The organism is Anaerovibrio sp. JC8, from assembly GCF_002100115.1.
In the GTDB taxonomy this organism is placed as follows: Bacteria; Bacillota; Negativicutes; order Selenomonadales; family Selenomonadaceae; genus Anaerovibrio.
This window is the reverse complement of sequence record NZ_ANBM01000015.1, coordinates 1-24,872: the sequence shown is the minus strand read 5'-3', so window position 1 is coordinate 24,872 and position 24,872 is coordinate 1. Positions and strand designations below refer to the sequence as shown.

At 45.0% G+C, this 24,872-nt stretch carries 34 protein-coding genes; 33 read left to right on the top strand and 1 reads right to left on the bottom strand.

Annotation, left to right across the window (positions count from 1 at the left end; translation table 11 throughout):
- Positions 1-15: 15 nt before the first annotated feature.
- Entirely contained in the window at positions 16-2,049 is a 2,034-nt protein-coding gene (locus tag D081_RS11585) for a DNA cytosine methyltransferase (protein ID WP_198942002.1), read from the top strand.
- 111 nt (positions 2,050-2,160) lie between these two features.
- Here D081_RS11585 and D081_RS11580 read toward each other — a convergent pair whose 3' ends face one another.
- Positions 2,161-2,589: a hypothetical protein gene (locus tag D081_RS11580; protein ID WP_085024326.1), complete on the bottom strand. Its 429-nt coding sequence runs from the start codon at positions 2,587-2,589 to the stop codon at positions 2,161-2,163.
- 189 nt (positions 2,590-2,778) lie between these two features.
- Here D081_RS11580 and D081_RS11575 point away from each other — a divergent pair, with 189 nt between their 5' ends.
- The 32 genes from D081_RS11575 to D081_RS11430 form a co-directional block, all read left to right on the top strand.
- Positions 2,779-3,495, top strand: coding sequence for a hypothetical protein (locus D081_RS11575; protein WP_085024325.1), 717 nt, complete (start codon positions 2,779-2,781; stop codon positions 3,493-3,495).
- A gap of 124 nt (positions 3,496-3,619) precedes the next feature.
- Positions 3,620-3,847: a DUF4314 domain-containing protein gene (locus tag D081_RS11570; RefSeq protein ID WP_085024324.1), complete on the top strand. Its 228-nt coding sequence runs from the start codon at positions 3,620-3,622 to the stop codon at positions 3,845-3,847.
- A gap of 2 nt (positions 3,848-3,849) precedes the next feature.
- Positions 3,850-4,023 carry a DUF5049 domain-containing protein gene (locus D081_RS11565; protein WP_085024323.1) on the top strand — a complete coding sequence of 58 codons (174 nt, stop codon included), beginning with the start codon at positions 3,850-3,852 and terminating at the stop codon, positions 4,021-4,023.
- Between the two features lie 174 nt (positions 4,024-4,197).
- Positions 4,198-5,088: an amidoligase family protein gene (locus D081_RS11560; protein ID WP_233127486.1), complete on the top strand. Its 891-nt coding sequence runs from the start codon at positions 4,198-4,200 to the stop codon at positions 5,086-5,088.
- Between the two features lie 83 nt (positions 5,089-5,171).
- Positions 5,172-5,627, top strand: a complete 456-nt coding sequence (locus tag D081_RS11555; protein WP_085024322.1) for a gamma-glutamylcyclotransferase family protein — start codon at positions 5,172-5,174, stop codon at positions 5,625-5,627.
- 89 nt (positions 5,628-5,716) lie between these two features.
- Positions 5,717-5,911, top strand: a complete 195-nt coding sequence (locus D081_RS11550) for a hypothetical protein (protein WP_085024321.1) — start codon at positions 5,717-5,719, stop codon at positions 5,909-5,911.
- 15 nt (positions 5,912-5,926) lie between these two features.
- Entirely contained in the window at positions 5,927-6,151 is a 225-nt protein-coding gene (locus D081_RS11545) for a hypothetical protein (RefSeq protein WP_085024320.1), read from the top strand.
- Positions 6,152-6,270: 119 nt separating this feature from the next.
- Positions 6,271-6,501, top strand: a complete 231-nt coding sequence (locus D081_RS11540) for a hypothetical protein (protein WP_085024319.1) — start codon at positions 6,271-6,273, stop codon at positions 6,499-6,501.
- Between the two features lie 206 nt (positions 6,502-6,707).
- On the top strand, positions 6,708-8,300 hold the full coding sequence (locus D081_RS11535; RefSeq protein WP_085024318.1) for a terminase large subunit: 1,593 nt from the start codon (positions 6,708-6,710) through the stop codon (positions 8,298-8,300).
- 90 nt (positions 8,301-8,390) lie between these two features.
- Positions 8,391-8,711 carry a hypothetical protein gene (locus tag D081_RS11530; protein ID WP_085024317.1) on the top strand — a complete coding sequence of 107 codons (321 nt, stop codon included), beginning with the start codon at positions 8,391-8,393 and terminating at the stop codon, positions 8,709-8,711.
- 66 nt (positions 8,712-8,777) lie between these two features.
- On the top strand, positions 8,778-10,031 hold the full coding sequence (locus D081_RS11525) for a phage portal protein (RefSeq protein ID WP_085024316.1): 1,254 nt from the start codon (positions 8,778-8,780) through the stop codon (positions 10,029-10,031).
- Positions 10,021-10,716 (top strand): head maturation protease, ClpP-related, encoded by a 696-nt coding sequence (locus D081_RS11520; RefSeq protein ID WP_085024315.1) that lies wholly within the window; start codon positions 10,021-10,023, stop codon positions 10,714-10,716. Before D081_RS11525 ends, D081_RS11520 begins: the two co-directional genes overlap by 11 nt.
- Before the next feature lies 1 nt (position 10,717).
- A complete protein-coding gene (locus tag D081_RS11515) occupies positions 10,718-11,917 on the top strand; it encodes a phage major capsid protein (RefSeq protein ID WP_085024314.1) in 1,200 nt (399 codons plus the stop codon).
- 14 nt (positions 11,918-11,931) lie between these two features.
- Positions 11,932-12,207, top strand: coding sequence for a head-tail connector protein (locus tag D081_RS11510; RefSeq protein WP_085024313.1), 276 nt, complete (start codon positions 11,932-11,934; stop codon positions 12,205-12,207).
- The gene (locus D081_RS11505; protein WP_085024312.1) at positions 12,207-12,521 is read left to right on the top strand and encodes a phage head closure protein; all 315 of its coding nucleotides are present in this window, start codon (positions 12,207-12,209) and stop codon (positions 12,519-12,521) included. The genes D081_RS11510 and D081_RS11505 overlap by 1 nt, the downstream gene beginning before the upstream one ends.
- Positions 12,518-12,862 (top strand): HK97-gp10 family putative phage morphogenesis protein, encoded by a 345-nt coding sequence (locus tag D081_RS11500; protein ID WP_085024311.1) that lies wholly within the window; start codon positions 12,518-12,520, stop codon positions 12,860-12,862. Before D081_RS11505 ends, D081_RS11500 begins: the two co-directional genes overlap by 4 nt.
- A 4-nt stretch (positions 12,863-12,866) precedes the next feature.
- Entirely contained in the window at positions 12,867-13,202 is a 336-nt protein-coding gene (locus D081_RS11495; protein ID WP_085024310.1) for a hypothetical protein, read from the top strand.
- Complete coding sequence (locus tag D081_RS11490) at positions 13,202-13,780, top strand: major tail protein (protein ID WP_085024309.1); 579 nt, start codon at positions 13,202-13,204, stop codon at positions 13,778-13,780. The genes D081_RS11495 and D081_RS11490 overlap by 1 nt, the downstream gene beginning before the upstream one ends.
- 3 nt (positions 13,781-13,783) lie before the next feature.
- Positions 13,784-14,098: a hypothetical protein gene (locus D081_RS11485; protein ID WP_085024308.1), complete on the top strand. Its 315-nt coding sequence runs from the start codon at positions 13,784-13,786 to the stop codon at positions 14,096-14,098.
- On the top strand, positions 14,032-14,268 hold the full coding sequence (locus D081_RS12980) for a hypothetical protein (protein WP_143272205.1): 237 nt from the start codon (positions 14,032-14,034) through the stop codon (positions 14,266-14,268). Before D081_RS11485 ends, D081_RS12980 begins: the two co-directional genes overlap by 67 nt.
- A complete protein-coding gene (locus D081_RS11480) occupies positions 14,268-16,655 on the top strand; it encodes a hypothetical protein (protein WP_085024307.1) in 2,388 nt (795 codons plus the stop codon). Before D081_RS12980 ends, D081_RS11480 begins: the two co-directional genes overlap by 1 nt.
- 4 nt (positions 16,656-16,659) lie before the next feature.
- Positions 16,660-16,995 (top strand): hypothetical protein, encoded by a 336-nt coding sequence (locus D081_RS11475; RefSeq protein ID WP_085024306.1) that lies wholly within the window; start codon positions 16,660-16,662, stop codon positions 16,993-16,995.
- Positions 16,996-16,997: 2 nt separating this feature from the next.
- The gene (locus D081_RS11470; protein ID WP_085024305.1) at positions 16,998-17,435 is read left to right on the top strand and encodes a hypothetical protein; all 438 of its coding nucleotides are present in this window, start codon (positions 16,998-17,000) and stop codon (positions 17,433-17,435) included.
- Between the two features lie 71 nt (positions 17,436-17,506).
- Positions 17,507-18,307 carry a hypothetical protein gene (locus D081_RS11465; protein WP_085024304.1) on the top strand — a complete coding sequence of 267 codons (801 nt, stop codon included), beginning with the start codon at positions 17,507-17,509 and terminating at the stop codon, positions 18,305-18,307.
- A gap of 14 nt (positions 18,308-18,321) precedes the next feature.
- Positions 18,322-20,337: a hypothetical protein gene (locus tag D081_RS11460; protein WP_085024303.1), complete on the top strand. Its 2,016-nt coding sequence runs from the start codon at positions 18,322-18,324 to the stop codon at positions 20,335-20,337.
- Positions 20,337-21,740 (top strand): hypothetical protein, encoded by a 1,404-nt coding sequence (locus D081_RS11455; protein WP_085024302.1) that lies wholly within the window; start codon positions 20,337-20,339, stop codon positions 21,738-21,740. The genes D081_RS11460 and D081_RS11455 overlap by 1 nt, the downstream gene beginning before the upstream one ends.
- A 3-nt stretch (positions 21,741-21,743) precedes the next feature.
- A complete protein-coding gene (locus D081_RS11450) occupies positions 21,744-21,974 on the top strand; it encodes a hypothetical protein (RefSeq protein WP_085024301.1) in 231 nt (76 codons plus the stop codon).
- A gap of 4 nt (positions 21,975-21,978) precedes the next feature.
- Positions 21,979-22,464 (top strand): hypothetical protein, encoded by a 486-nt coding sequence (locus tag D081_RS11445; RefSeq protein ID WP_085024300.1) that lies wholly within the window; start codon positions 21,979-21,981, stop codon positions 22,462-22,464.
- Positions 22,448-22,621: a hypothetical protein gene (locus D081_RS12855; RefSeq protein WP_233127485.1), complete on the top strand. Its 174-nt coding sequence runs from the start codon at positions 22,448-22,450 to the stop codon at positions 22,619-22,621. The genes D081_RS11445 and D081_RS12855 overlap by 17 nt, the downstream gene beginning before the upstream one ends.
- 1 nt (position 22,622) lies before the next feature.
- The gene (locus tag D081_RS11440) at positions 22,623-23,159 is read left to right on the top strand and encodes an N-acetylmuramoyl-L-alanine amidase (protein ID WP_085024299.1); all 537 of its coding nucleotides are present in this window, start codon (positions 22,623-22,625) and stop codon (positions 23,157-23,159) included.
- Positions 23,160-23,169: 10 nt separating this feature from the next.
- A complete protein-coding gene (locus D081_RS11435) occupies positions 23,170-23,523 on the top strand; it encodes a hypothetical protein (RefSeq protein WP_143272204.1) in 354 nt (117 codons plus the stop codon).
- A 416-nt stretch (positions 23,524-23,939) separates the two neighbouring features.
- Positions 23,940-24,872: hypothetical protein (locus D081_RS11430; RefSeq protein ID WP_369824013.1), on the top strand; the 933-nt coding region annotated here is incomplete at its 3' end.

Sequence of the window (24,872 nt, the reverse complement as noted above, 5' to 3'; positions counted from 1 at the left end):
TGGAGGTGTTCAGCTTTGCTTAAAGTAGGCAGTCTGTTTTCTGGAAGTGGTGGATTTGAACTTGGGGCCTGCCTTGCTGATATTGAGCCAAGGTGGGCATCAGAAATTGAACCTTTTCCAATTATGGTTACTACAAAGAGATTTCCCAACATGAAGCATTTGGGAAATATACAGGAAATAAATGGCGGGGAGATTGAGCCGGTGGATATCATAACAGGGGGCAGCCCTTGCCAGGACCTGTCTGTGGCCGGGAAAAGAGCCGGGCTTATCAAGGGCGAGCGGTCAAATCTCTTCTTTGAGTATATGCGTGTTGTAAAGGAAATGAGGGAAGCTACAAATGGCAAATATCCAAGATTCATCGTCTGGGAAAACGTCTTCGGGGCTTTCTCCAGTAACAAGGGAGAAGACTTCAAGGCAGTCCTTGACTCAATCATTAAAATCAAAAATCCGCAGGCTCCCGAGGTGCCTATGCCTGATCAAGGCAGATGGCCCTACGCAGACATTCTCATGGGTGACGGATGGAGCATTGCGTACCGAACTGTTGACGCACAGTATTGGGGAGTTCCCCAAAGACGCCGTAGAATCTACCTTGTCGCAGATTTTGGAGGTCGATGTGCAGGAAAAATATTATTTGAGTCAGAGGGCTTGCCAGGGAATTCTCAGACGGGCAGCTGCCAGAGGGAAGGAACTGCCACAGGTGCTGAAGCTGGCACTGGAGCGTCAGGCATTGGCATAGATGGATATAATGGCTCCATGGCTGAAACTGCCGCGACTCTTGGTATTAATTGTGGTATATCTACCGGAAGAAACGGTGTGATGTGTCTTAATGACCAAGGCGGCCAGCGCATGGATGTAAGTGATAACCAGACCAACACACTCAGGGCTCAGGCCAATCATCCGCCTCTTGTATTTGAAAACAGAATGTCTGCTGCAAGATACACAGGGCCAAACAAAACAACACAGACCATTGAAGCAAAGTGGGGAACTGGAGGCAATAACCAAGGACTGGTAGTAGAACCGCCCCGCACCCTGAAAATAAGAAGCGGGTGTGAAGGCGGTGGCAAGGGAGCACTTATTCAGGTGGATAAATCTGCAACCCTTGGATGCAACAATGACCAGACTCTGTTTGTGCAGAAAACAAGTGCAGCCATGACAGATAAAACAGCATGTCTTTCTGCCCAGGAAGGCCCCAAGGGACCATCAAGTCAGGCACTGGGAAATCCAGAAGAAAACTTTGTTCTTGAGGTTAAGACTTATGGAATCAGTTCCTATGACAGCAATTCCATGAAATCGGATAACCCAAAGGCTGGGATATACGAAGCCAAAACAGCCAGAACCCTTGATGCCAACGGTGGTAACCCGGGATGCAACCAAGGTGGCATAGCGGTTATCGAGGGGAACAGTACAGTTGCCTACGGTCTTGACAGGGCTTCTTTTAATCAGGGGAAAAATGCCAAGTATGATTTTGCCATTGAGAAAGAACTTGAACCGACAATCCTTTCGAGTGGGCCGGGGGCAGTGGCGGTTGGAAGTTTCTATCCGATGATGAAAGCTGAAAGCCAGTGCTACCGCAACGATGGAACCTGCAAAACACTTGTTAATGGAACAAATCCCGGCTATCAGAATGCAGTGACTTATGCAATGACAGCCGGAAGTTTTACTCAGGTTGAGAAGGAAAAGAGTCCGACCCTTGAGGCAAGGGATTATAAGGACCCCAATATAATAAATGACCGCCCCGGGAACGAGTACATTGTCCGCAGACTTACACCGAAGGAATGTGCCAGACTGCAGGGATTTCCTGATTGGTGGTGCAGCGGTCTTGGGACGGATAATCCGACAAAGGATGAAATTGAAAAGTGGCGAGGGATTTTCCTCGAGTACAACAGGATAATGGGAAAGTCAGCAAAGCCAAAAAGTGATGCACAGATTAAGAAGTGGCTGAAAAATCCTCACAGCGATTCAGCTGAATACAAGCTGTGGGGCAATGGTGTGGCTCTGCCATGCGTTCGGCTGGTGATGAACGGCATTGCCCATTATGCTTCAGACTGACTAGGCCCAGATACTTTAGTATGGCAAACTTGGGAAGTCTAAAAGTATGCGTATACTGTATATTCCCATAAGACAAGGAAAGGCCCCCTTCCGGGGGCGGGGGGCGGCTTTTCAGCCGCGTGTGAAAATGAAGGCTGGCTTTTGTGCGTATTCTTCGCCTGGCCAAGCCTTGTGGGTGTTCACCAAGGTCATTCCTTCCAGCTTCCAGCCTGCTTTGTAAAATTCAAAGGCTGTTTCGTTGGAGCTGCTCCAAGTCGAGCTGAAGGTAAATTCCTTGATGCCCGCATCCTCAAGGCCCTTTAAAAGCATCGGGATGTCTTTTTCCCAAATGCAGTTCTCGCCAATGTCGAGGAGGTTGTTTTCCCTTTCCTGGCTTGTTTCGTAAAGGCTGAACACCCAGGCGAAGCCTTCGCCGCGTTCCTTGATTCTTGCATCAAGGTTTTTGTAATCGTCTTTGAGCTGGTTCTTTTCTTCCTCGGTGGTTGCCTCGTTGAAGCGGTTTCTCAGGTCCTTGAGTTCGTTGTAAAAATCCTTAATCATGCTGTTTTCCTCCTTCAAAGGTGTGCTTTTCTTTCGGTACTGTATATATCACTCTAAAGCACATAAATAGCAAGTGATATGTGCAAAATAAATAATTATTATTTATTAAAAAACAGCTTGCTATAAATGTCATTTAGAGTAATCATACACATACCAAAATAAACACCACTAAAAAGGAGGAAACAAAAAATGAAGATTCATTACAACAGAACAGGCGCACAGCGCAAGGAGCTGGTTAAGGCAATCAGCAATATTACCGGGGAAAAAGCAAAGTACCTTGGAATGCCAAGTTGCGCCTACCAGATTGGCCCATTCCACTTGGACAAGAGCGGTACTGTAGAATATGACGAGAATGAAGTACCGCAGATTGGTCAGATTATATTGGAGCTTATGGCGGCTGGCTTTAACGGGGAGATGGAGGATATGACGTCTGAAGGAACAGTCAAAATTCCGCAACAGGAGCCCCAGGAGGCCCACAGCGAAGAGGAAAAGGAGAATGCAATGGAACTTACCATTTCGATTCCATATGAGGGATTTGATGAGATCTCCCTTCAGAATTTGGATAACCTTGTAAAAGCAAAGGGGAGTCTGATAAAGAAGGCCCTTGGGGTTGATGAACTTCCAATAAAAGTACAAGGCGAGGAGATAAAATTCCCTTGGTTTAAAACCACATTGGATAATGATGAAACGGTAATTTATACCACCTTTATTTCAAAACTGGCGGAAATGGCAAAAAACCAGAAGCGCATAAACGCCAAAGAAAAAGAGGTAACAAATGAGAAATACGCTTTCAGATGTTTCCTTCTGAGACTTGGATTAATAGGCAACGGTTACAAACCGCACAGAAAACTCCTCCTGAGCAAACTGGAAGGTTCCAGCGCATTCAAGGCTGGTAAACCAGAGTAAAAATCAAGGGCTGCCCTTCGGGGCGGCCTTATGTATACTTTCAAAATTGCTTGATAATAATGTGCTTTAGAGTGATGTATGTAAATGCCAAAAGGCAATACAACATTTAAGGAGGATTCGGAAAATGAGTATGCCAAACAGGGAACTGATTGCAAAAATGCGGAGGGTTTACACCAAAGGGAGCCGGGTGGAGCTGGACTCCATGGATGACCCACAGGCTCCGCCACGGGGCACCAGGGGGACGGTGCTGGGGGTTGATGACATCGGCAGCATCATGGTTGCCTGGGACAACGGCAGCGGCCTTCATGTGGTCTACGGCGAAGACAGCTGCCATTTGGTAGAGGAGGACTGAGCATGACCGAGGAAATCAAAAGCCAGATACTGGCCATCAGGCAGACCGGGGCAACAAACATGTTCGACATCGTAAAGGTGAAGGAAATCGCGGAACTTATGGAATTTACCGAGCTGGCGGAGTTCCTTCCTGAAAACAAGGCCGAGTATGTGAATTTCATTCTTACCGGCAAATAAAAACAGCCCGCTTCGGCGGGCATTTCCTCTCGAAAAGCCAGCAATACCAAGGCTTTAAGTATACAAAAATAAACACATAATCTTTCTGTAAATAACTTGCTATTAGAACACATGTATGGCAATATACACACAACAAAAGCAAAGCAAGGCAAAAAGCAGAAAGGATGACAAAACATGATGGATTTAAGAGCACAGACCTTCGGGGTAGAAATTGAGATGACAGGGATTACGAGAAGCAAGGCAGCAAAGACAATCGCAGCCTACTTCGGAAAAGAAAGCATCCACTACGGCGGGACTTACGACACCTACCAGGCCGGGGACAGCAAGGGCAGAACTTGGAAGGCCATGAGCGACTCAAGCATCAAGGCAGAAAAGAAAAACGGCGGGCGGGCAAGCGACCTTTACAAAACAGAGGTTGTAACCCCAATCCTCAGATACGAGGACATTGAAGACCTGCAGGAAGTTTTGAGAAGGCTCAGAAAGGCAGGGGCCATTGTAAACGAAAGCACAGGAATTCACATCCACATCGGAGCCGAGAATTTCACCCCAGCCACCCTTTGCAACCTTTTGAAGAACATCAGAAGCAAGGAGGACATCCTTTACAAAGCCATCCAGGTAAAGAATTCCAGAGTATACTATTGCAAGAAAACAAACCAAGCCCTGATTGAAATGATTGAAAAGCACCGCCCAACAACAAGGGAAAAGCTGGCAGACCTTTGGTACCAAGAAGCACCTTACGGAAGGGACCGCCATTACAACGAGAGCAGATACCACGGCCTTAACCTTCACGCCTACTTCACCAAGGGAACGGTCGAGTTCAGGCTTTTCAACAGCACCCTCCACGCAGGGGAGCTTAAAGCCTACATACAGTTTTGCCTGGCGGTTACCGCAAAGGCAATAAACACCTCCAAGGCATCCAGCAAGCCAAGCGTAAGCGACAACGAAAAATACACCTTCAGATGCTGGCTCCTCCGCCTTGGCCTTAACGGTGACGAGTTCAAGACTTGCCGCCACCACCTTTTGAAGAACCTTGAAGGAAACTCAGCATGGAGACGCCTTTCCTAAAGGAAACCACAAACCGGCCCCTTCGGGGGCCTTGGGGTGGTAGAAGCCGATAGTGATTTCTTTTAGGAAGGGAGTTTCAGATTATGAAAAAATCAATTTATTTAGCCTACGGAAGTAACATGAGCCTTCAGCAGATGTACCACCGCTGCCCTGATGCCGAGCCAGTCGGCAAGGGGATTATAAAAGGATGGCGGCTGATGTTCAAGGGTTCCCAAAGCGGGAACTATGCCACAATCGAAAAAGAGGAAGGCTGCACAGTTCCGGTGGTAGTTTGGGCAATCAGCGAAAAGGACGAGGAACGCCTCGACCGCTACGAAGGCTGGCCACACTTTTATGTCAAGGAAACCGTGGAGTTCGATTACATCAGTGACCGCCCAGGAAGAAGGGTAAAAGGCGAAGGAATGGTGTATATTATGCCCCCGGACGAGTCAACCCTCGGACTTCCAAGCCAAAGGTACTTTGATGTTTTGGTGGAAGGCTACCATCGCTTTGGGCTGGACCTAAAAATCCTTTATGAAGCCTTGGATTACAGCAAATAATAAAACAGAATAAATGTACTAAATAACTTGCTATTCCTCCGCACCAGAGCTAATATACACACAACCAAAGGAAAAGGAGGAACAAGAAAATGACAAGGTTTCAAAAAGACAAGCAGGAGATTTTGGCAGGCAACAGCCGCGAGGTGATGGCTGGGAGAAAAGAGGAACTCAGAAAGCTGGAGAAGCAGCTCAGGGAATGCCGTAACGGATTTAGAGCCCAGTGCCTTCAGCAGGAAATTGAACGCAGACGGAGAGAATACAACGAGCTGGACGAGATGATTTGAAGGGAGGAAACAGTAATGTGGGACAATGGCACACTTGAAATCGATGGAACCAAGGTAGAGTATTGGGTAAAGCATTATGAGGAAGGCTCCGAATTCGGAATCGATGAGGGCAGGATTTCCAAGCTGGACTGCCGGGCAGACGGGGAGATTATTCTCCATTACGAGCGGGGTTGGGACATTGAGCCACAGACGGAACTCGCCTGCAAAGCCCTGGAAATTCTCAAAAGCAGATTTAATTGAAACCACACGAAAAGTATACAAAAACAAATGTACTAAATAACTTGCTATACCTCCGGACCAGAGCTAATATGTACACAACCAAAGGGGAACAGCCCCAAAAACAAAGGAGGAACAAGAAAATGGAAAAGCAGGAAATTTTGGAAGAAATCAAACTGGCAACCGAGGAGATAGCATTGATCCTTTGGGACGGACCACGGCTCAGCAACCAAAAAGCGGTGTTGGAAGAGATTGATAAAGCCTTGATGAAGGGCTGGGACACGATACCGCCTAAAGACCTGCAGCTCGCCTTGGCACAGGGGTTGATGGCAGCCGCCACAATCCTGACCAGCATGGAAAACAGCGAGGATTAAAACAAAAAAGCCGGAAGGCCCTCTTCGGAGGCCTTTTGGTCGTAGCGAAAATTATTACCATACAATAAGAATACCATTTGTTATGGTATGGTAATAACTTTCGCCCGATGACGACTGAGCACAGTATACTCTGTGTGTTGGATTTGAAAGTTTTACTATACTAAAGTATCGGCCCCGATTGGGGCTTATTTTATTGGGGGAATTTGATGGAAGGTTATAAACCTACAAAATTCAAACTGGATACATCCCACTACGACAAAGGGCAGGCTGACTTTGTGGTAGGCTTTATTGAGTGCCTTTGCCACACAAAGGGCAGATGGGCTGGTAAGCCCTTTAAGTTACTGCCGTGGCAGGAGCAGATTATAAGGGACATATTCGGAACCTTAAAGGAAGATGGGCACAGGCAGTTTACCACGGCCTATATTGAAATCCCAAAGAAGAATGGTAAGAGTGAGCTTGCAGCCGCTGTTGCCTTATATCTTTTGTTTGCCGATGGGGAGGCAGCCCCGGAGGTTTATGGAGCGGCAGCTGACCGCCAGCAGGCAGCCATTGTATTTGATGTGGCCAATCAGATGGTGAAACTGACCCCGGCACTTTCCAAACGCTCCAAGAGCCTTGGGGCAAATAAGCGTATTGTGTCTCATCTGAATAATGGATTTTATCAGGTGCTTTCTGCAGAAGTAGGGACCAAGCATGGCCTGAATGTTTCAGGGCTGGTGCTGGATGAGGTTCATACCCAGCCAAACAGAAAGCTCTACGATGTTCTTACAAAGGGTTCCGGCGATGCAAGAGAACAGCCTCTGTACTTTTTGATTACCACAGCTGGGAACGATACCAACTCCATTTGTTATGAGCTTCACCAGAAGGCATTGGATATTATTGAGGGGCGGAAGTTTGACCCAACATTTTATCCAGTTATCTACGGTGCTGCAGAATCCGAGGACTGGACGAGCCCAGAAGTGTGGAAGAAGGCCAATCCTTCCCTTGGTGAAACAATCACAATAGATAAGGTGGTGGCGGCCTGTGAGTCAGCCAAGCAGAACCCGGCAGAGGAGAACTCCTTCAGGCAGCTTCGCTTAAACCAATGGGTAAAGCAGGCTGTCAGATGGATGCCAATGGACAAGTGGGATAAATGTGCTTTTGCCGTAAATGAGGATGAGCTCAAAGGGCGGGTATGCTATGGAGGACTTGACCTTTCCAGCACCACAGATATTACTGCCTTTGTGCTTGTGTTCCCACCTTTGGATGATGAGGATAAATACTACATTCTTCCTTATTTCTGGATTCCGGAGGACAATGTTGACCTCAGGGTAAGGCGAGATCATGTGCCTTACGATGTGTGGGAGAAGCAGGGAACACTTCTTACAACCGAGGGCAATGTGGTCCATTACGGCTACATTGAGCAGTTTATTGAAAAGCTGAATGAAAGGTTCAATATCCGGGAAATTGCCTATGACCGCTGGGGTGCTGTGCAGATGGTGCAGAACCTTGAAGGTATGGGCTTTACTGTGGTTCCATTTGGCCAGGGCTTCAAGGATATGAACCCACCAACCAAGGAGCTGATGAAGTTGACTCTGGAGCAGAAATTGGCTCATGGCGGCCATCCGGTTCTTAGATGGATGATGGATAACATCTTCATAAAGACGGATCCAGCCGGAAACATAAAGCCGGACAAAGAAAAATCCACAGAGAAGATTGACGGTGTTGTGGCCACGATAATGGCTCTTGACCGGGCAATCCGCTGTGGATTGGATAACGGTGAAAGTGTGTACGATGAGCGAGGTGTATTGTTTATTTGAAGTATACACAGATATAACTTGCTATATATCCTCTTTAGAGCGAATATACACATACCGAAAGGGAACAAACATACTAAGGAGGAAAAGAAAATGACTAGACAGGAAATTAACAACATTATCAAGGAAAAGGCAGAGACTTATGGGTTTGAAGCAGATACGAATAGCAGGGTTTACGGAATACGTCAAAGGAATTACATCAGCATCCAGTTTTTTGAAACCTCTGATTTGGAGAAAACAGATTGGGAAAACAAAATCGGCTGGATGAACATTGAGGTAAAAGCCAGCATTTGTCGGATGGGGGGAGAAACCACACCAGAGGAACTTTTGGCAGCCGCTGAGGAGATTGAGCGGGGAGCCAAATTGGCAAGAGAACTGCAGGAACTGCACCTTTCCTACAGCGAGAAATTCTAAAAAGGAAAACAGCACCGCTCGTAAGGGCGGTGTTTTCGATTGTAATATAAAAGGAGGCATCAGCCTATGAATCTATTTTCTAAATTGTTCCGTTCAAGGGATAAGCCAAAGGACTATCTTTCAGTTCATTGGCCTTTTTTATTTGGCAGTACTACCGCAGGGAGAAATGTCAATGAACGGACATCCATGCAGGTTACGGCAGTTTATGCCTGCGTCAGAATTCTCTCCGAGGCAATAGCAAGTCTGCCGCTTAATGTGTACCAGTACGGGGCGGAGGGCAGCAAGGAAAAGCTCTACACCCATCCGCTTTACCACCTTCTGCATGATGAGCCGAACCCTGAGATGACCAGCTTTATCTTTAGGGAGACTATGATGAGCCATTTGCTTCTCTGGGGAAATGCTTATGCCCAGATTATAAGGAATGGCAAAGGCGAGGTTATTGGCCTTTATCCGCTTCTTCCAAACAAGATGGATGTAAGCCGTAACAAGGCTGGGCGGCTTATATACACCTATAGGCGCAATTCTGATGAGGCTGGTTCGAAGAAGGATGAAGAGGTCGTTCTCAAACGAGAGGATGTACTTCATATCCCGGGACTTGGCTTTGATGGCCTTATAGGATACAGCCCTATTGCCATGGCCAAGAATGCCATAGGTATGGCAATAGCCACAGAGGAATACGGGGCTACTTTCTTTGCCAATGGTGCCACACCGGGAGGAATTCTTGAACATCCGGGAGTTGTAAAAGACCCTGAGAAACTCCGCCAGAGCTGGAAGTCGCAGTTTACTGGGAAAAACAGCCATAGCGTTGCTGTGCTGGAGGAAGGCATGACCTTCAAACAGATGGCCATACCGCCTAATGAAGCACAGTTCCTTGAAACAAGAAAATTTCAAATCAATGAGATAGCTCGAATTTTCAGAGTACCACCACACATGGTAGGGGACCTTGAAAAGTCGAGCTTTTCTAATATTGAGCAGCAGTCCTTGGATTTCGTGATGTACACCCTTAATCCTTGGATAGTTCGCTGGGAACAGGCAATGCAACAGGCACTGTTGCTGCCATCGGAAAAGAGCCAGCTGTTCTTTAGGTTCAATGTTGATGGCTTTCTTCGTGGGGACTATCAGAGCCGTATGAATGGTTATGCGGTGGCAAGGCAGAATGGCTGGATGTCAGCAAACGACATACGGGAGCTGGAGAACATGAATCCAATCCCTGATGAGGAGGGAGGTAATCTGTACCTTATCAACGGAAATCTTACAAAGTTAAAAGACGCGGGCCTTTTTGCCAAGCCTGCTGAAAGGAATGATTTAGATGAGTCGTAAATTTTGGAATTGGGTGAGGAATGATAATGATGAAAGAATACTTATGCTCAATGGTGAAATCTCTGACCAGACTTGGTTCGGGGATGAAGTCACACCTCAGGAATTTAGAAACGAGCTTAACAGTTGCCAGGGTAAAGTCACTGTTTGGATTAATTCTCCTGGCGGGGATTGTTTTGCTGCTGCACAGATATATAACATGCTCATGGAATACCCAGGATGCGTTGATGTTCACATTGATGGCATTGCTGCTTCAGCAGCTTCGGTAATCGCCATGGCTGGAAGTCATGTAGCCATATCCCCAGTTGGCATGATGATGATTCATAATCCTGCAACCGTCTCCATTGGGGATGAGCGGGAAATGAAGAAAGCCATAGAGATGCTTTCCGAGGTAAAGGAGTCCATCATCAATGCCTACGAGTTAAAGACCGGGCTTCCAAGAAAGCAGCTGTCCAACATGATGAATGCCGAGTCTTGGTTCAATGCCAAAAAGGCTGTGGAGCTTGGATTTGCTGACAGCATTCTTTATGACACCGATGAGGATGATGAGCCGGAGGCCATGATTTTTTCAAGGGCTGCGGTGACCAATTCATTCTTGGATAAATTTAAGGCTGCCAAAAAGGTAGCAGATAATCGTATTGACGCTTCTGAACTTCAGAAGCGTTTAGCTATTTTAGGAGGAATGTAAAATGGATAAGATTAATGAACTGATTGAAAAACGTGCAAAGCTCTGGGCCGAGGCCAAGGATTTCCTCGATACCCACACCGATGAGGATGGCAAGCTCTCTGCCGAGGATGCCGCCACCTATGAGAAGATGGAGGCTGATGTGGTGGATATGAAAAAGTCTATTGACCGTCTGCAGCGTCAGGCTGTCATTGATAATGAGCTAAATAAGCCTACCAGCAAGCCTATCACCAATGAGCCTACCGCAGGCAAGCCTGTAAACATTCGTGCAACTGATGAATATGCCAAGGATATGCTGACTGCAATGCGTACCCGTTTCCGTACCATCAGCAATGTGCTCCAGGAGGGTAATGATCAGCAGGGCGGTTATCTGGTACCGGAAGAGTACGACAAGCGTCTCATTGATGTGCTGACCGAGGAAAACATCATGCGTGGCCTTGCTACCAAGATTACCACTTCCGGCGAGCATAAGATTAACATTGCTGCCACCAAGCCAGCGGCTGCGTGGATTGAAGAAGGCGAGGCACTTACCTTTGGTGAGGCAACCTTCGACCAGATTATGATGGATGCCTATAAGCTCCATGTTGCCATCAAGATTACCGAGGAGCTTCTCTACGACAATGCTTTCAATCTCGAAAGCTACATCATTGAGCAGTTCGGTAAGGCACTGGCCAATGCCGAGGAGGACGCATTTCTTAATGGTGATGGCAAGGGCAAGCCAGCTGGTATCTTTGATACTGAAAAGGGCGGTCAGGTAAATACCACGACTTCCGGCAACACCATCAGCGCAGATGATATCATCACCCTTATTTACAACCTCAAGCGTCCATATCGTAAGAATGCAGCATTTATCACCAATGACAAGACCCTGGCTTCTATTCGTAAGCTGAAGGACAACAATGGTGTGTATATGTGGCAGCCAGCACTTACTGCAGGTGAGCCTGACCGCCTTATGGGTTATGCAGTACACACTTCCGAGTTTGCACCTGAGTCTGCAACTGGAAAGCCTGTCATGGCCTTCGGTGATTTCTCCTACTACAACATCGGTGACCGTGGCTCCCGTTCCATGCAGGAACTCAAGGAGCTCTTTGCTGGTAACGGTATGGTAGGTTATGTGATGAAGGAGCGTGTTGACGGTCGGCTGATTCTCCCAGAGGCTGTTCAGATTATGAAGATGAAGGGTACTGCCAGCGCCGGGAACTGATAGGGGTGAGGCAGATGCTGGTAACTCTTGAGGAAACAAAACAATATCTCAGAATTGATGGCGATTATGATGATGAGCTTATTAAAGGGCTTATGGCCACAGCGAATGATTTATGCATAGCAATTCTGCGACAGGACGAGTCGGAATTGGACGGGGAAAATCCCCGGCTGAAGACGGCTATTTTTTATGCGGTGACTTATCTCTATGAGCACCGTGATGAAGCAGATCACAGAGGGTTAGCATTAACCCTCCGTGACCTTTTGACTGGGCTTCGCCGGGAGGGATTCTGATGAAGGTAGGAAAAATGCGGTATCGTATAACACTCCAAAAACCTTCAGAGGAAACGGATATGTATGCCAATCCCAAGGATGAATGGACAGATTTTAAGGAAGTCTGGGCGGATATAGTTCCTGTAAGCGGCAGAGAATACTTTGCCGCTGAGCAGGCTATGTCAGAAACACAGTTTAAAATCTATATCCGGTATCTTGATGGCGTTACTCCAAAGATGCGTGTGCTAAATGGAAATGTGGCATACGAAATACTGACGGTTCTTGGAGATAAAAGAAGCGGAATGCTTACTCTTATGGTGAAGGTGATAGTATGAGTTCTTTATCTGATGTGTTTCAGGACATTGGCGAGAAAGCTACCAGGGCTGCCAAGGACGCACTCAGTCACGGGGCGGATATGGTAGTGAATGATGCAAAATCAAGGTGTCCAGTAAGAACTGGGGCTCTCAAGGAATCCATACATAAAGTGGTTTTGCGGGGCGGAACTAAAATAAAAGTTGTAGCTGATGCCACCAATGCTAATGGTGTTCCCTATGGCAGATTTGTTGAGTTTTCCCCGATGATTAATGAGCCATTTTTGTACCCGGCCATGGATGCACTTAGAAACACCATAAGGGAAAACATAGCCAAAGCTGTGCAGGACAGCCTAAAGAGGTGATGGCATGATTGAAAAAATGATTGAGGCTCTGAGGAGAGATATCCTTCCATGCGTGAGGGGGATTTATCATCAGCTCAGCCCTCATGGATGTAAATATCCAAATATCGTCTATAAGGTAATATCCGATGTCCCCGCACTTCATGGAGACGATAGGGAGCTTCAGTCCAGAGTGACTGTGAGAGTACATATTGTCACAAAGGACGGAAACGACAGCGATATTTATAGGCGGCTTAACAGGACAATGATTGACCTGGGTTTTATGAGAGCCCAGACCATAGATATGATGGAAGATGGCCTTAAAATTAAGGTTACAGATTACAGAATAGGAGTTGATTCGTAATGACAGCACCACGGACCGGACTTACAAATTCCCCTTTTATTGGACTTAAGGGATTTCATGTAGCAAAGCTCATCGATGACCCAAAGGACGGTACACCAACCTATGAGGATATTATTTCCATTCCTCATATCAGGCAGGTGGCGATTAAGCCACAAAATTCTTCTGCAACCCTTTATGCAGATAACCAGGCAGTGGACACCGCCAGCACAACCAGTGAATATGAACTGACCGTGGATATTGCCACACTTCCTCTGGAGTACAAGGCATACCTCCTTGGCCATGAGCTTAAGGATGGTGTTATGACCGCCAGCAAAGACGATGTGTCCCCATACTTTGCGGTGATGTTTGAGTCCACCAAGAAGAATGGGAAGAAGCGCTTCTGCAAGTTCTTCAAGGTTCAGTTCAATGAGCCGGATGAGAACCCACAGACCAAGGCAGAGAATATCAGCTATAATACACCAACTCTCGGTGCCAAGGCTATTTATCGTACTGCCGATGGCCTTTCCTATCGTCAGGCTGATGAGGAAGCTACTGGCTTTACTGCCGAAGCTGCCGCTGCATGGTATGCGGAGGTGTAAACTATGGAGACACCTTTTATCATAATTGACGGAGAAAAAATCGAACCCGCCGCACCTAAAATGAAGGTGTGGCGGGCTTTTTTGAAGTCTGCGGACAGGGACAGAAGCAAGGAACAGCTGGATGATTTTTTGAAAGAGCAGATTGACCTTATTGTACTTGCCTTTGGTAAGCCTGATGTGGTCAATGAAAGCACCATTGATGAAAATCTGGAAATCGCTGATGTGGTACCGATGGTAAGAAAACTCTTCAAGTGGATTCAGATTATGACCTTCACGAAGCTGGCAAGCTCCCCAAATGGGGAAACGGAGGAGGCGTAGAGCTTTCTCCGTATGAACACATATTGAATTACTATGAACGGCTCCAGTCAGCCTACGGGTGGACCATAAGCGAAATTGACGAGTCCGACCTTGAGGTTTTGCTGGATCAGATGGTTATTCTTTCCAAGAGGAATCATAAACAAACTTACATTGAGGATGTGATGGGATAATGGCCAAGGGGCAGGAAATTGAGGAACTTTATATCAGTCTTGGGCTTAATATTAATGACCTGAAACTTGGCTTTGATACTGCCGGGAAAACAGTCAATCAGGCCATCATCAAGCTCAATAATGAGAACAAGAAAATACAGCTTAAGACGGATGTGGACCTTTCCAAACTGGAAGGTGTCGGAAGTGAGCTGGATAAAATCCGAGTAAAGTATGAAGCAATTAATCGTCAGTTGGATATCCAAAGACAGAAGGAGGCGATTCTTCAGGCCCAGTACCAGAGGTCTGTAAAAGACCATGGTGTTGGTCATGGAATCACACAAAGGGCTGAGATGAATCTTCTCTATCAGCAGAAGAATATCGCTGGCCTTGAGGCACAGCTCAGAACCCTTGGTAATTCCTTAAATGCCATACCGCCAAAGTCCAATAGAGCTTTTAGCTCCATATCCAAAGGGGCTGGAATGGCAAGAGCAGGAATTGGTAAGCTGACCGAAGGCTACACCCTTCTTAATGCAAAGCTGGCAGCATTTATGGCGGTAGCTGCTTCTGGTGCTGGTCTTTTTAATATTACCAAGGATGCCATGATGGCTGGTAATAACTTATACAAGCTGCAGACACGTCTTAATATGACAACTGGTGAAGCAGCAGAGCTGAGCAGGGCTTTTTCGCTGGCTGGATCAGATATTAATTCCCTTACACCTTTTATTGCAAGGATAGATAAGCAGTTGTTATCTGCCGGTGCATCCGGGAATGCCACATCAAAGGCACTACAGAAATTTGGTGTCACTATTACTGATGAAAACGGCAATCTCCTTCAGATTAATGAACAGTTGGAGCAGTTAGCCAAGGGATACAGAAATGCTGCCGAGGCTGGGGAAACTGAAGCATTTACTGCTGAAATCCTTGGTGCCAGAGGGGCGGCTCTCATTCCTGTCCTTGAATCCTACAATGATTTGATGGCAATATCCAAAAGCATAAAGACTACAGGACTCCTGAACCCGGCAGAAGCGCATGAAACTTATCTTGAATGGCAGAAAATGGAGATGGAGGTAGGTCAGCTTAAACTTGCCTTGGGGGCGGCACTTCTTCCGGTAACCAGAGAGCTTCTTCCAGAGATAACAGAAATGTTCGTGTCCTGGATAAAGCTGATTTCAGATAACAAGGAAGAAATAAGGCTCATGGGGGAAATCCTCATTGATGTAATGCATGAGGCTGGAAAAGCTATTGACCTGGTGGCCAGCGGCTTGGATGCCATTGGTGTAAATGCTAAAAATGTAGGTGAGATATTACGGGATATAAAGGCTGAGTTTGATGCAGGTTATGGCATGGCTGTTATGGCAGCAATGGGTTCTCCTGCTAATTTTCCTCTTATAGGTGCATTGAGCTTAAAGGGTGATGTTAAAGAGCAACGTTCCAGGAATGACGATGCTGAAAAATCCAGCAAGGCTGAGAAGGAATATTGGGCGGATATTGAAAAGCGAACCAAGGCCCGGCAAAAAGAAGTGGCTCAGATAAAGGCATCTGAGCAGGCTGAGAAAAGTCGTCTTGAGAGTATAGCCAAGGCAAGCCAGGAAATGCAGGAGAGCATTTATGGTCTCACGCATACGGAACTTGAAACACAGCTTCATTCCATCGATGTGGCCATGCAAAAATACAAGGATGCTGGTGTATCAGAGGTCGAGATTGCAAGGGCTACCGAGACTCAAAAAGCCAAGGTTATTAAGCAATTCAATGATGATGTGGCAAGAAGCATAGATTCTATATGGAAATCAGCCTTCCAGAATAGAATGGATGAAATTGACCGTGAAAAAGAAGCATGGAAGCAAAAGGGCTTGGATGAGGTCAAGGCAACGAAATGGGCGGAGGAACAGAAAAGGCAACTCCAACAGGAAACCGCCCTTCATATGTTCAAGGAAAACTATAAATATCTCAAGCTTTATCGTAGAGCTATGGCCGGGGGCGGAAGTATGGAGGAAAAGCAGGCCAATGCCATGCAGGCCATTGTTGCTCAGCTTAGAAAAGACGCCAACCTTCCTGCTGATGCCTGGACCTCAAGAGAGGAAATAGCTGGCTTTGAACAGATATTGAAGAACGCCAAGGAAAACATTGTCCCTATCTATGACAAGATGCCTACCAGATGGATTCAGAAGGGGATGGATATGATTCCTATGTTTCCACCTGATTATAACGAAGGAGTTATGAGCAAGCTGGGGAATACCTCGGCACCTGCTCCTGCAACGGCTCCCATGGAGGATATAAACTACAACCTTAATGTTGAGGTTCATGGCCTTGAGGATGTGTCCCATGAGGTGGCCAATACGGCTGCCAAGAAGATACTGGATATGTTGCCACAAAACAACAATGTAAATATCAGCTATGGAGGAGGATAAGCAGATGAAAATCAGGATAGGTGATGCAGTCTCTTTGACTACTCCAACAGATTTTAAGTTCCATCCAGATGATCGCCAAACTTTGGTACAGACTGATGGCGGAAATGTGGTGCAAGATTTTGGAAGTGTAGCCAGCGGGGACAAGATAACACTAAATGCTGTGTTTATAAGGGATGAGTTCCTGAAAGTCTGGACCTATTACCAGAGCCGGGAGCTGGTAGATTTTACTGATAGTTCCGGTGTGGTGTGGCCCCAGATGAGGGTGAGGATTCTTGCCTATGGCTACAAGGAACGATTTGAGAATTACATTAATTGTGAGATTGAGTTATGGAGGATATGACTATGATTAATCTATATTGTAATAACCCGACCGCTGGGAAAAAGGACGGTACAGCCATTTCTCAGGATAACACACAGACTGCACCTTTAGCGGTAACATTGAAATTACAGGAGCAAAAAGCTGTAAAATGTGCAATCCGTACTGATACTGGCTATAAAACCGTAGATGGCGTGAATATTTCCTTTGCATATTATGATGGTGCAGAATACCAGACTACTGGTGGAAATATTGGTAACTGGTATGTATGCATGGATAATAATTATTCCACAGCTGAGGATGCTCTTAGTAAGGGGAAATGGGGCCACAGTGCAGATATTACGGCAGATGTAACAGATACAAATGTTATTCTGTGGGTAAAGTATGACGCCACCAATGAAACCACGCCGATAAATGACACTAGCACCGCCGTATGTTTAAAAACCACTGTTGAAGCTGTGTAAGGGGTGGTTATAAGTGAAATACATAAATTCCAAGTACAGTTTGTTTGACGACCATGATTTAAGTTTTTACAATGATTCAAACGGCGGCGGGTATTTTTATAATGGTCGTGCAAAAAATCACAATTCCAGCTGAAACTACAAAGTTATATGTTAGCTTGGAATTGTATCCGAAAAACATTAGCTCCGCATGGGTAATACAGGTCTATATGAGCGACGGAGCATATAACAGTAGCAAAAATTCAACCGCACAAATTTATTATAATTACAATAATTCAGGAAATTATGGCATTTTATATTTGAGAACAAATGATACCACTCGCTTACAAACTCCAATAACCAAAGAAAAATGGAATAAAATCTATTTAGCTATAGATTCAGAAGCTGGCACAATAGATTTTTACCTTAATGGCGATAAGGTAGGCACTTATACTGGCTATGTAAAAACAGGCGTCAAAGCCATATCTGCAAAAATTGATTGTGATAAACAAAGCGGCAGCTCATACCAAACACGAATGAGAAATATAATAATTTCCGACCATTATTTTCCGATGAATGAGTCGATTATTATGGTACCCGCAACAGTAAAGGCTGAAGGTTTTGACTTTAATAGTTCAAATAATCTGTACTCTACAGAAACAGAAAACAGCACCTTGCAAGTAACTACCGATTTGTCTGTATTGAATGGTTATAAAGTAACGGCAGTAAATGTTGGTATGGGTTCGACTGTATTAGGTGACACAATAAAAAATGTAAAATTGGATATGGGAGCTTATTCTAAAACAAAAGAAATACCCGCAACAGGCAATGGGATGTACTTTGACGGACTGCCAACTACAAATATTAATAAAATAACTGTGACAACTACAAAATAAAGGGGGTGGCTTAAATGTCAACAAGTGGAATAAGCACCCCACGAATATTAACGACAGCAGTTGTAAAAAATTCTGCCATAAGTACTCCGCGAATACTGGCAACGGGTATTATAAATAAATCTAGTATTACCACGCCTCGAATACTTGTAACAGTTGTACCGTCCACGGCTGAAAGCTATTACTTTGATGCTACTGTAAATGCCAGTGCAGACATAGCACAACATCATAATACTGCTTTAATTGTGCAGCAGGATGTAAATATTAATGCTGATACTGGTATTAATTTACAGGCTGATACAAAACATAACTATGATACAGATATAACTATAAAAAAAGACGTAAATCAGTGTTATGATACAGCGTTGGAAATTGAACCTAAAGATCTGAAGTCTTATTGCTTTGATACTTATGCCAATATTCAGCAGGCTCTGGAAAAAAATTATGATACCAATATCAACTTAAAAGCCGGTATAGAGCATTATTATGATATATACACGGGTATTAAAAGTGACTTTATAAATTATCATGATACCGTTGTTGATGTTGTAGTTCCTCAGAAGGTAACAAGACATTATGACATCCTTATCGGCACATTGGCTGATAGTAGGCTGTACTTCGATACCTGTATCAGCATTCCACGTGGCACAACAATTCCAATGGATACAATTATCAGTAATCCGTTTCGGCCTGTAGTGCAAAAGGAAAAGTCTGGCATGGTATCCATATCTTTGAATCTTCAAGAATTAACCCTGGCAGATACCTTCACTCTTGAGACAACGGATGATATAAGTATCCTTGATTATGTCAGTGGTAAGATACTGGATTTTCCTTATCTCTATCGGGTAGGGGAAACCATGCAACAGGACAGGATTATTACGGCCAAGGGGATGTATGATGTGGATGAAATTCTGTATCGTAGCATCAACTATGGATTTGGTCAGCAAACTCACAAGCTGTCTGAACACGCATCGCGTATAGCCGGAGCATTGGGAAAGAAGCTGGTTTATCGCTGTGATGATTTCGTTCATTCTGGAACATGGATTGGTGATGGCCAGACCTATGAAAATATTATATCCAGTCTGTTTGGGTGGTCTAGTGTTATTCCTCACAAAGCTATAAATGTGTTCATGAGGACCAATGATAACTCCTTAAATGTTATCCAGAGGGGACATGAGAGCAGAACCATTGACATCACTGATACAGCACACACCCGCCCAGTTATTAATCGTACTCTGGAAAGAAGCATGATTAATTACTCCAGTAACAGCATAGATAGCGGTAATGATCCTGGCTGGGGACTTTATGTTGAGCCACTTCCGTTTTGGGGAACATTAAAATTTGGCGATGCCACCTGTTCTTACGAATCAGGGTATTTACGCAGTGAGGAAAACAATGGAGAGATAACCACATATGATTATACCGGGGACGGGTTTGGAATAAGCAAGTATCTATCAAGGAAAAGTACCCAGCATACTGATGGTAGCAAAACTGTTACAACCTATGATTATTCCAATAGTAAAAGCGGTGTCCTAGTCCTGGGGCAGGAAGTAGAAATTACTACTGACAAGGATGGCAAAGAGAGTGTCAGAAAGACAGTTCATGCTCCTCTGGGTGGTGGATTTTACGGCACATCAGTCTATGTTGACGGGGAATTTGCTGGTAGCTCCATAGGAACTGGATCCCCAGCTGCAGCTGCATCCAGATATCTTCATAACCAGGAATCCATAACATTGGGTGGCGCAAACTATGGTGACAAAGACAATCCACTGGGTAAAGGGAACAGGCTGAAGGAATCTGTGGAAGTACCAACCTCTGACACGGATAAATTGGAGGCTTATCTCAGTGAGCTAAAATGGCTTAATAGGAAGGTCAAGGAAACAGTCACCATGGATATCTATAACTATGGTCATGTGATTGATTTTTCTGAAAGAGTCAGATTCCGGAAGCATGAGTATTATCTGGTAAGCAATACTGTTAGCCAGACAACAAGAGAGCTGAAGCAGAGTATTCAGCTTGTGAGGTGGTATTGATGTATCAAACGACAATTTCATCCGTAAATGGAAACATGGCGGCCGATGTTAACGGCCGCTCTTTCTATGTTGCTGGCAGTGGTGTTATAGTACCGGGGCAGCAGGTATGGACTGATGGCAAAATCCTTTATGGAAATTCATATACAGGCAGTCAAAGTTATATTCCAATCATCACGGGTGGTATCCCTTATCTGACTGATAGTGAAAAGGGGATTATTCGCATATACAATAGAAAATTCAAAAATTATAAAACCATTGAGTGTAGTGGAGTAGAGAACATTGTTAATAATGACAAATATGTCTATGTCTGTAAAGATAAGCATTGGTACGGTGAGAAGACTGTAGAATATGCAGGCGATAATTGGTACACACTTGATGCTTGCGTTAATGACAAAGGTGATTTGCTTGAGCTCGGCTTTGATACTCGTGACAATCTCCAGATGGGTTCGATGCCTTTTCTCGATTCATATAATGACCACAAAAATCCTGCACCCGTTTATATTCGGAAGAATGGTGAGATTATAGGTGAAGTAGATTGGAAAGGGTTTTATGACAAATATGGCAGTGAAGCCAAAAACTTGTCATCTATAGGCCTATCAATGCTGCAAGGTAACCCATACTATGAAAAGACAAGAGTTACAAGGCAAAGAGACGAAATACGCACCGACCTAATTAGCGGCAATGTTCACCCTGACGGCTCGTGGAATGTTTGGATAACAACGAAATCAAATCACAGGCTGTTATCAGTAGTTTCTGAGTATGACATCATTCATGACCGTGTAAGTGACGAAGGGGAAAATGACAGCAAAATGTATGAAGTCTTTCCTGATTTTAACGACTTAGACGCTCAGGGTAATCCAAAACGCAAAATACGCGATGCTGGGGTTATTGTCGACCAGGTTGAAGGAATAGCTGGGGCAAGCATAGTCTTTGACTCGCAAAATAACACCCAAATTTTTCTGCATAATAAGCAAACACTATTAAAGGCAACAGCCTCTAACAATAATGTAAACATTTATTTTCAACCTTTTGCTGGCAGTAAAACATATTCAAAATTTTATCAACCTTATACTGCTCAACCTCAACCTTACTCAGAAGCACGACAGTCAGTAATGTGGAATTTAGACGAATACAATGCAACGATAACAAATAACAATAGTATGCGTCTTAGTGAAGGTTTGGCTTCTGATTCTTATATTTTGGCATCTGATTATTATTCTGTAAGTGATAATTCGGGTTTGTTCTTACACAACTATCGGGGGTTCTACCGTTGGTTACCTAATCATGATGTTTATACCATCGAAAAGGGTGAAATTAAATGGTTGGAAGGTAATTGTAGGAATTACAGACTTAAATATTTGAAGAACATCAATAAACTTAAGGATTTGCTAAAAGAGGTGTAGGCTATGGATAATATTCAAAAACTCCAGACCACCGTTAAAGCCATATTGGATGCTGCAAATAAGAAGCCTACCAATATTGGTGCCTTGCGAGGAACCATGGTATCCAGAGATACTGTCCTAATTGAGGGAAAGACATACCATGCCATTGAAGGAACTCAGGTAAATATGTATCCGGGGGCAATGGTATGGTGTCAGCTTACATCAAATTCACAAGCAGTAATTATAGGAGCGTGATTAAATGACATCAGAGCAGATTCTCATTATGCTGGCTACGGCAGTGCTTAGTTTCTTTTCCGGTCGTGCCCAGAGCATGGCCAATAAGCATGATGAGGCAGTGGCAAAGAAAGAACAGCTATTTATGGAAATGATGGAAAATCAGAAGAAGTTTATAGCCTGGCAGGAAGAAATCAACAATCAGAATGCTGAGATGAAAAAGGAGATAAGGGCTCTCCAGCTAGGAGTAGACCGCATCTGTAAGGGCGGTCTTGTCTTACTTAGGGATAGGATTATCCAGTCCTGTCGTGCCTTTATTGAGCGGGGAAGTATAACCATCACAGCAAGGAACAACATCCGTGATATGTACAAATGCTACCATGATGAATTCAAAGGTAACGGAGATGGCGAGTATTTTTATGAGGAAATGATGAACCTCCCAGTGGATCAGGATGTTCCTATTGTTTCCCATTTTGACGTCGGAGGTGGGCATAGTGATAGAAAGAATTAATGTTACTGATTTGGTCGTGGTGCTGGCATTATCTGCAGCTCTCATCATAGCCATTTACTCAAATCTCAATGAGCTCAGCATGAGTATAGCAAGCGGCCTGTTAGGTTATATTGGTGGTGCCGGAAAGCACCATATAGAAAAGAAGGGGGAGAAGTGATATGAAGGTATTTATTAATCCGGGTCATGCACCCAATGGAGTACCAGACCCGGGGGCTTGCAACAGTGCCACGGGACTCAGGGAGTGTGATGTTGCGCTAAACGTAGGTAAGCTGGTGGAGCATTACTTAAATGCCGTGGGGATTGAAACTGTGTTGTTACAGAGTGATGATTTATATGAGGTCTGCAGTGAGGCTAATAACCTTGATGCGGACCTTTTTATTTCCATTCATTGCAACAGCGTGGAGTCCCCATATGCAGAGGGAACTGAAACATGGTATTGTTATGGCTCCTGGTATGGAAAACAGCTGGCTGACTGCATCCAGTCCCAGATTGTAGATCACCTTGGAACCGTAAACAGAGGTGTGAAGATGGCCACACCTCATAAGAACGGTCTTTATGTCCTCACAAACACAGATATGCCGGCAATCCTTGTGGAGCTGGCCTTTATCTCCAATGAGGATGATGAGAAGCTTTTACGGTTTAATCAGGATGAGTTTGCGAGAGCCATTGCTCGCGGTGTAACGGACTATATGTGATGGAGGGCTTATGAATGTTAAAAAGATACTGGTGGTTGTTGTTATTGGTTTTATTATCGGTGCCGCAGTTGTCCTTTGCTTCAGAAGCGACATACCAGATAACGGAGTCAGAGCTGACGAGGTTAGAGAACAACTTGACGGAGCTATCCGAACTCAACGGCAGACAATCAGAGATGTTGAATCAGCAGCAGATACAACTGCAGGAGTCCGAGGAGAAATTGAGTCGGGCAGAGCAGGAGTCCGAGAAGCTACAAAATCAAATCTACAGCTTAAGGAAGGAAATGATAGAGCAGGAGAACTCATTAGAGACTGCCAGAGCATCCTTAGAACGGTTCGAGAAAGAGGAGCAAGCCAAACTGAATAGAGCCAAGCAAGAGAAAACAGCAGCCTGGATTATCGCCGGACTGCTGTTGTGCTTTTGCATAGGTAAATGAATTGTGGCCCCGTTGGAGATTTCTCTGATGGGGCTTTTTTTATTTTTGTCTTTCTAAAAATATTAGCATGTATACTTTTTACTTTTGCAATATAACAAAAATGTTATATAAGAAAAGTCAAAAGGTCTAAAAATCGACCACTTTTTGCAAAAATCGATCATTTTTTGCAAAGTCGTTGAATTTTGGGAATTTTCGTGCTATTTTTTATTCTAAGAAAGTATGTGTGCCTCGTGGCACTGTATATATGCATGGAGGGAATGAAAAATGGATACAAGGAAGTATGAAAGTCCCCTAGGGGGGGGACATCAGCACCCATAAAGTCCCATGGAAAAGCAAAAAAGCCCGGATGGCCTTGGCATTGGCTGTATCCCTGTGGATAGGGAGCAGCGGGGGCGCGTCGGCTTCGGATTGGCTTTATCTTGATGTTGATAATAACGACGCGCTTCGACATAACGGCACAAGACAGGTAGGCGCGACAGTTTCCTATTCCGGCAAGACGCTGACCATTACCGAGGGCACTTCTTTGGATAGTTGGTTTTTTTGGGGGGGTGGAGCAAATAATAAATCTGCCGTTGAGGGTTATACCTTGAAGCTGTCCAATGTACAGGGAACATTTTCGGCGGAAGGCGGCAATACTTCTAATGCCATCGCTTCAAGGAATACTTTGGAAGGAATAAATATCAAAACGACTAAAGCGATTCGAGGTGCTTACAGCTCAAATGGCCAAGCCGACAAAAATACTGTCGTGCTGAAAAACTCAACAGTTAGTGATGTCTACGGTGGGGAAGGACACACTGCCACGAACAATTCTGTTACGTTGGAGAATACCACAGCTAACAACGTTTATGGTGGCTATACTTATAGCGGTACGGGCGATGTTACGGGCAACATGGTCACGTTGAACAACGCGACAGTAAATGGCAGCCTTTACGGCGGTGGAACAAATGAAGGAACGGGTAATCTCGTTACGGGCAACACCCTGAAGCTTTCTGGCGAGAACACGGCGGGGGCAGTGCAAAACTTCGCGACCATCAACATAGTGAAAGCGACTTGGGGCACGCCTGTCCTGACATTGACGGGCGACGGCATTGTCCAGAATGTGGACGGCAGCACTTACGCGACCATCAATACCCAAAACGTCGCCTTTTCTGGTGCCCCGACAACGGGCACGACAACGCTGATTTCAAGTACGAACGCGCTTCCCGACACGCTTAAAGTGTTTACGGGAGCGACTGCGAAAGCGACAATCACGACGGCTGGTGTGGTTGTCAAGCAAGAT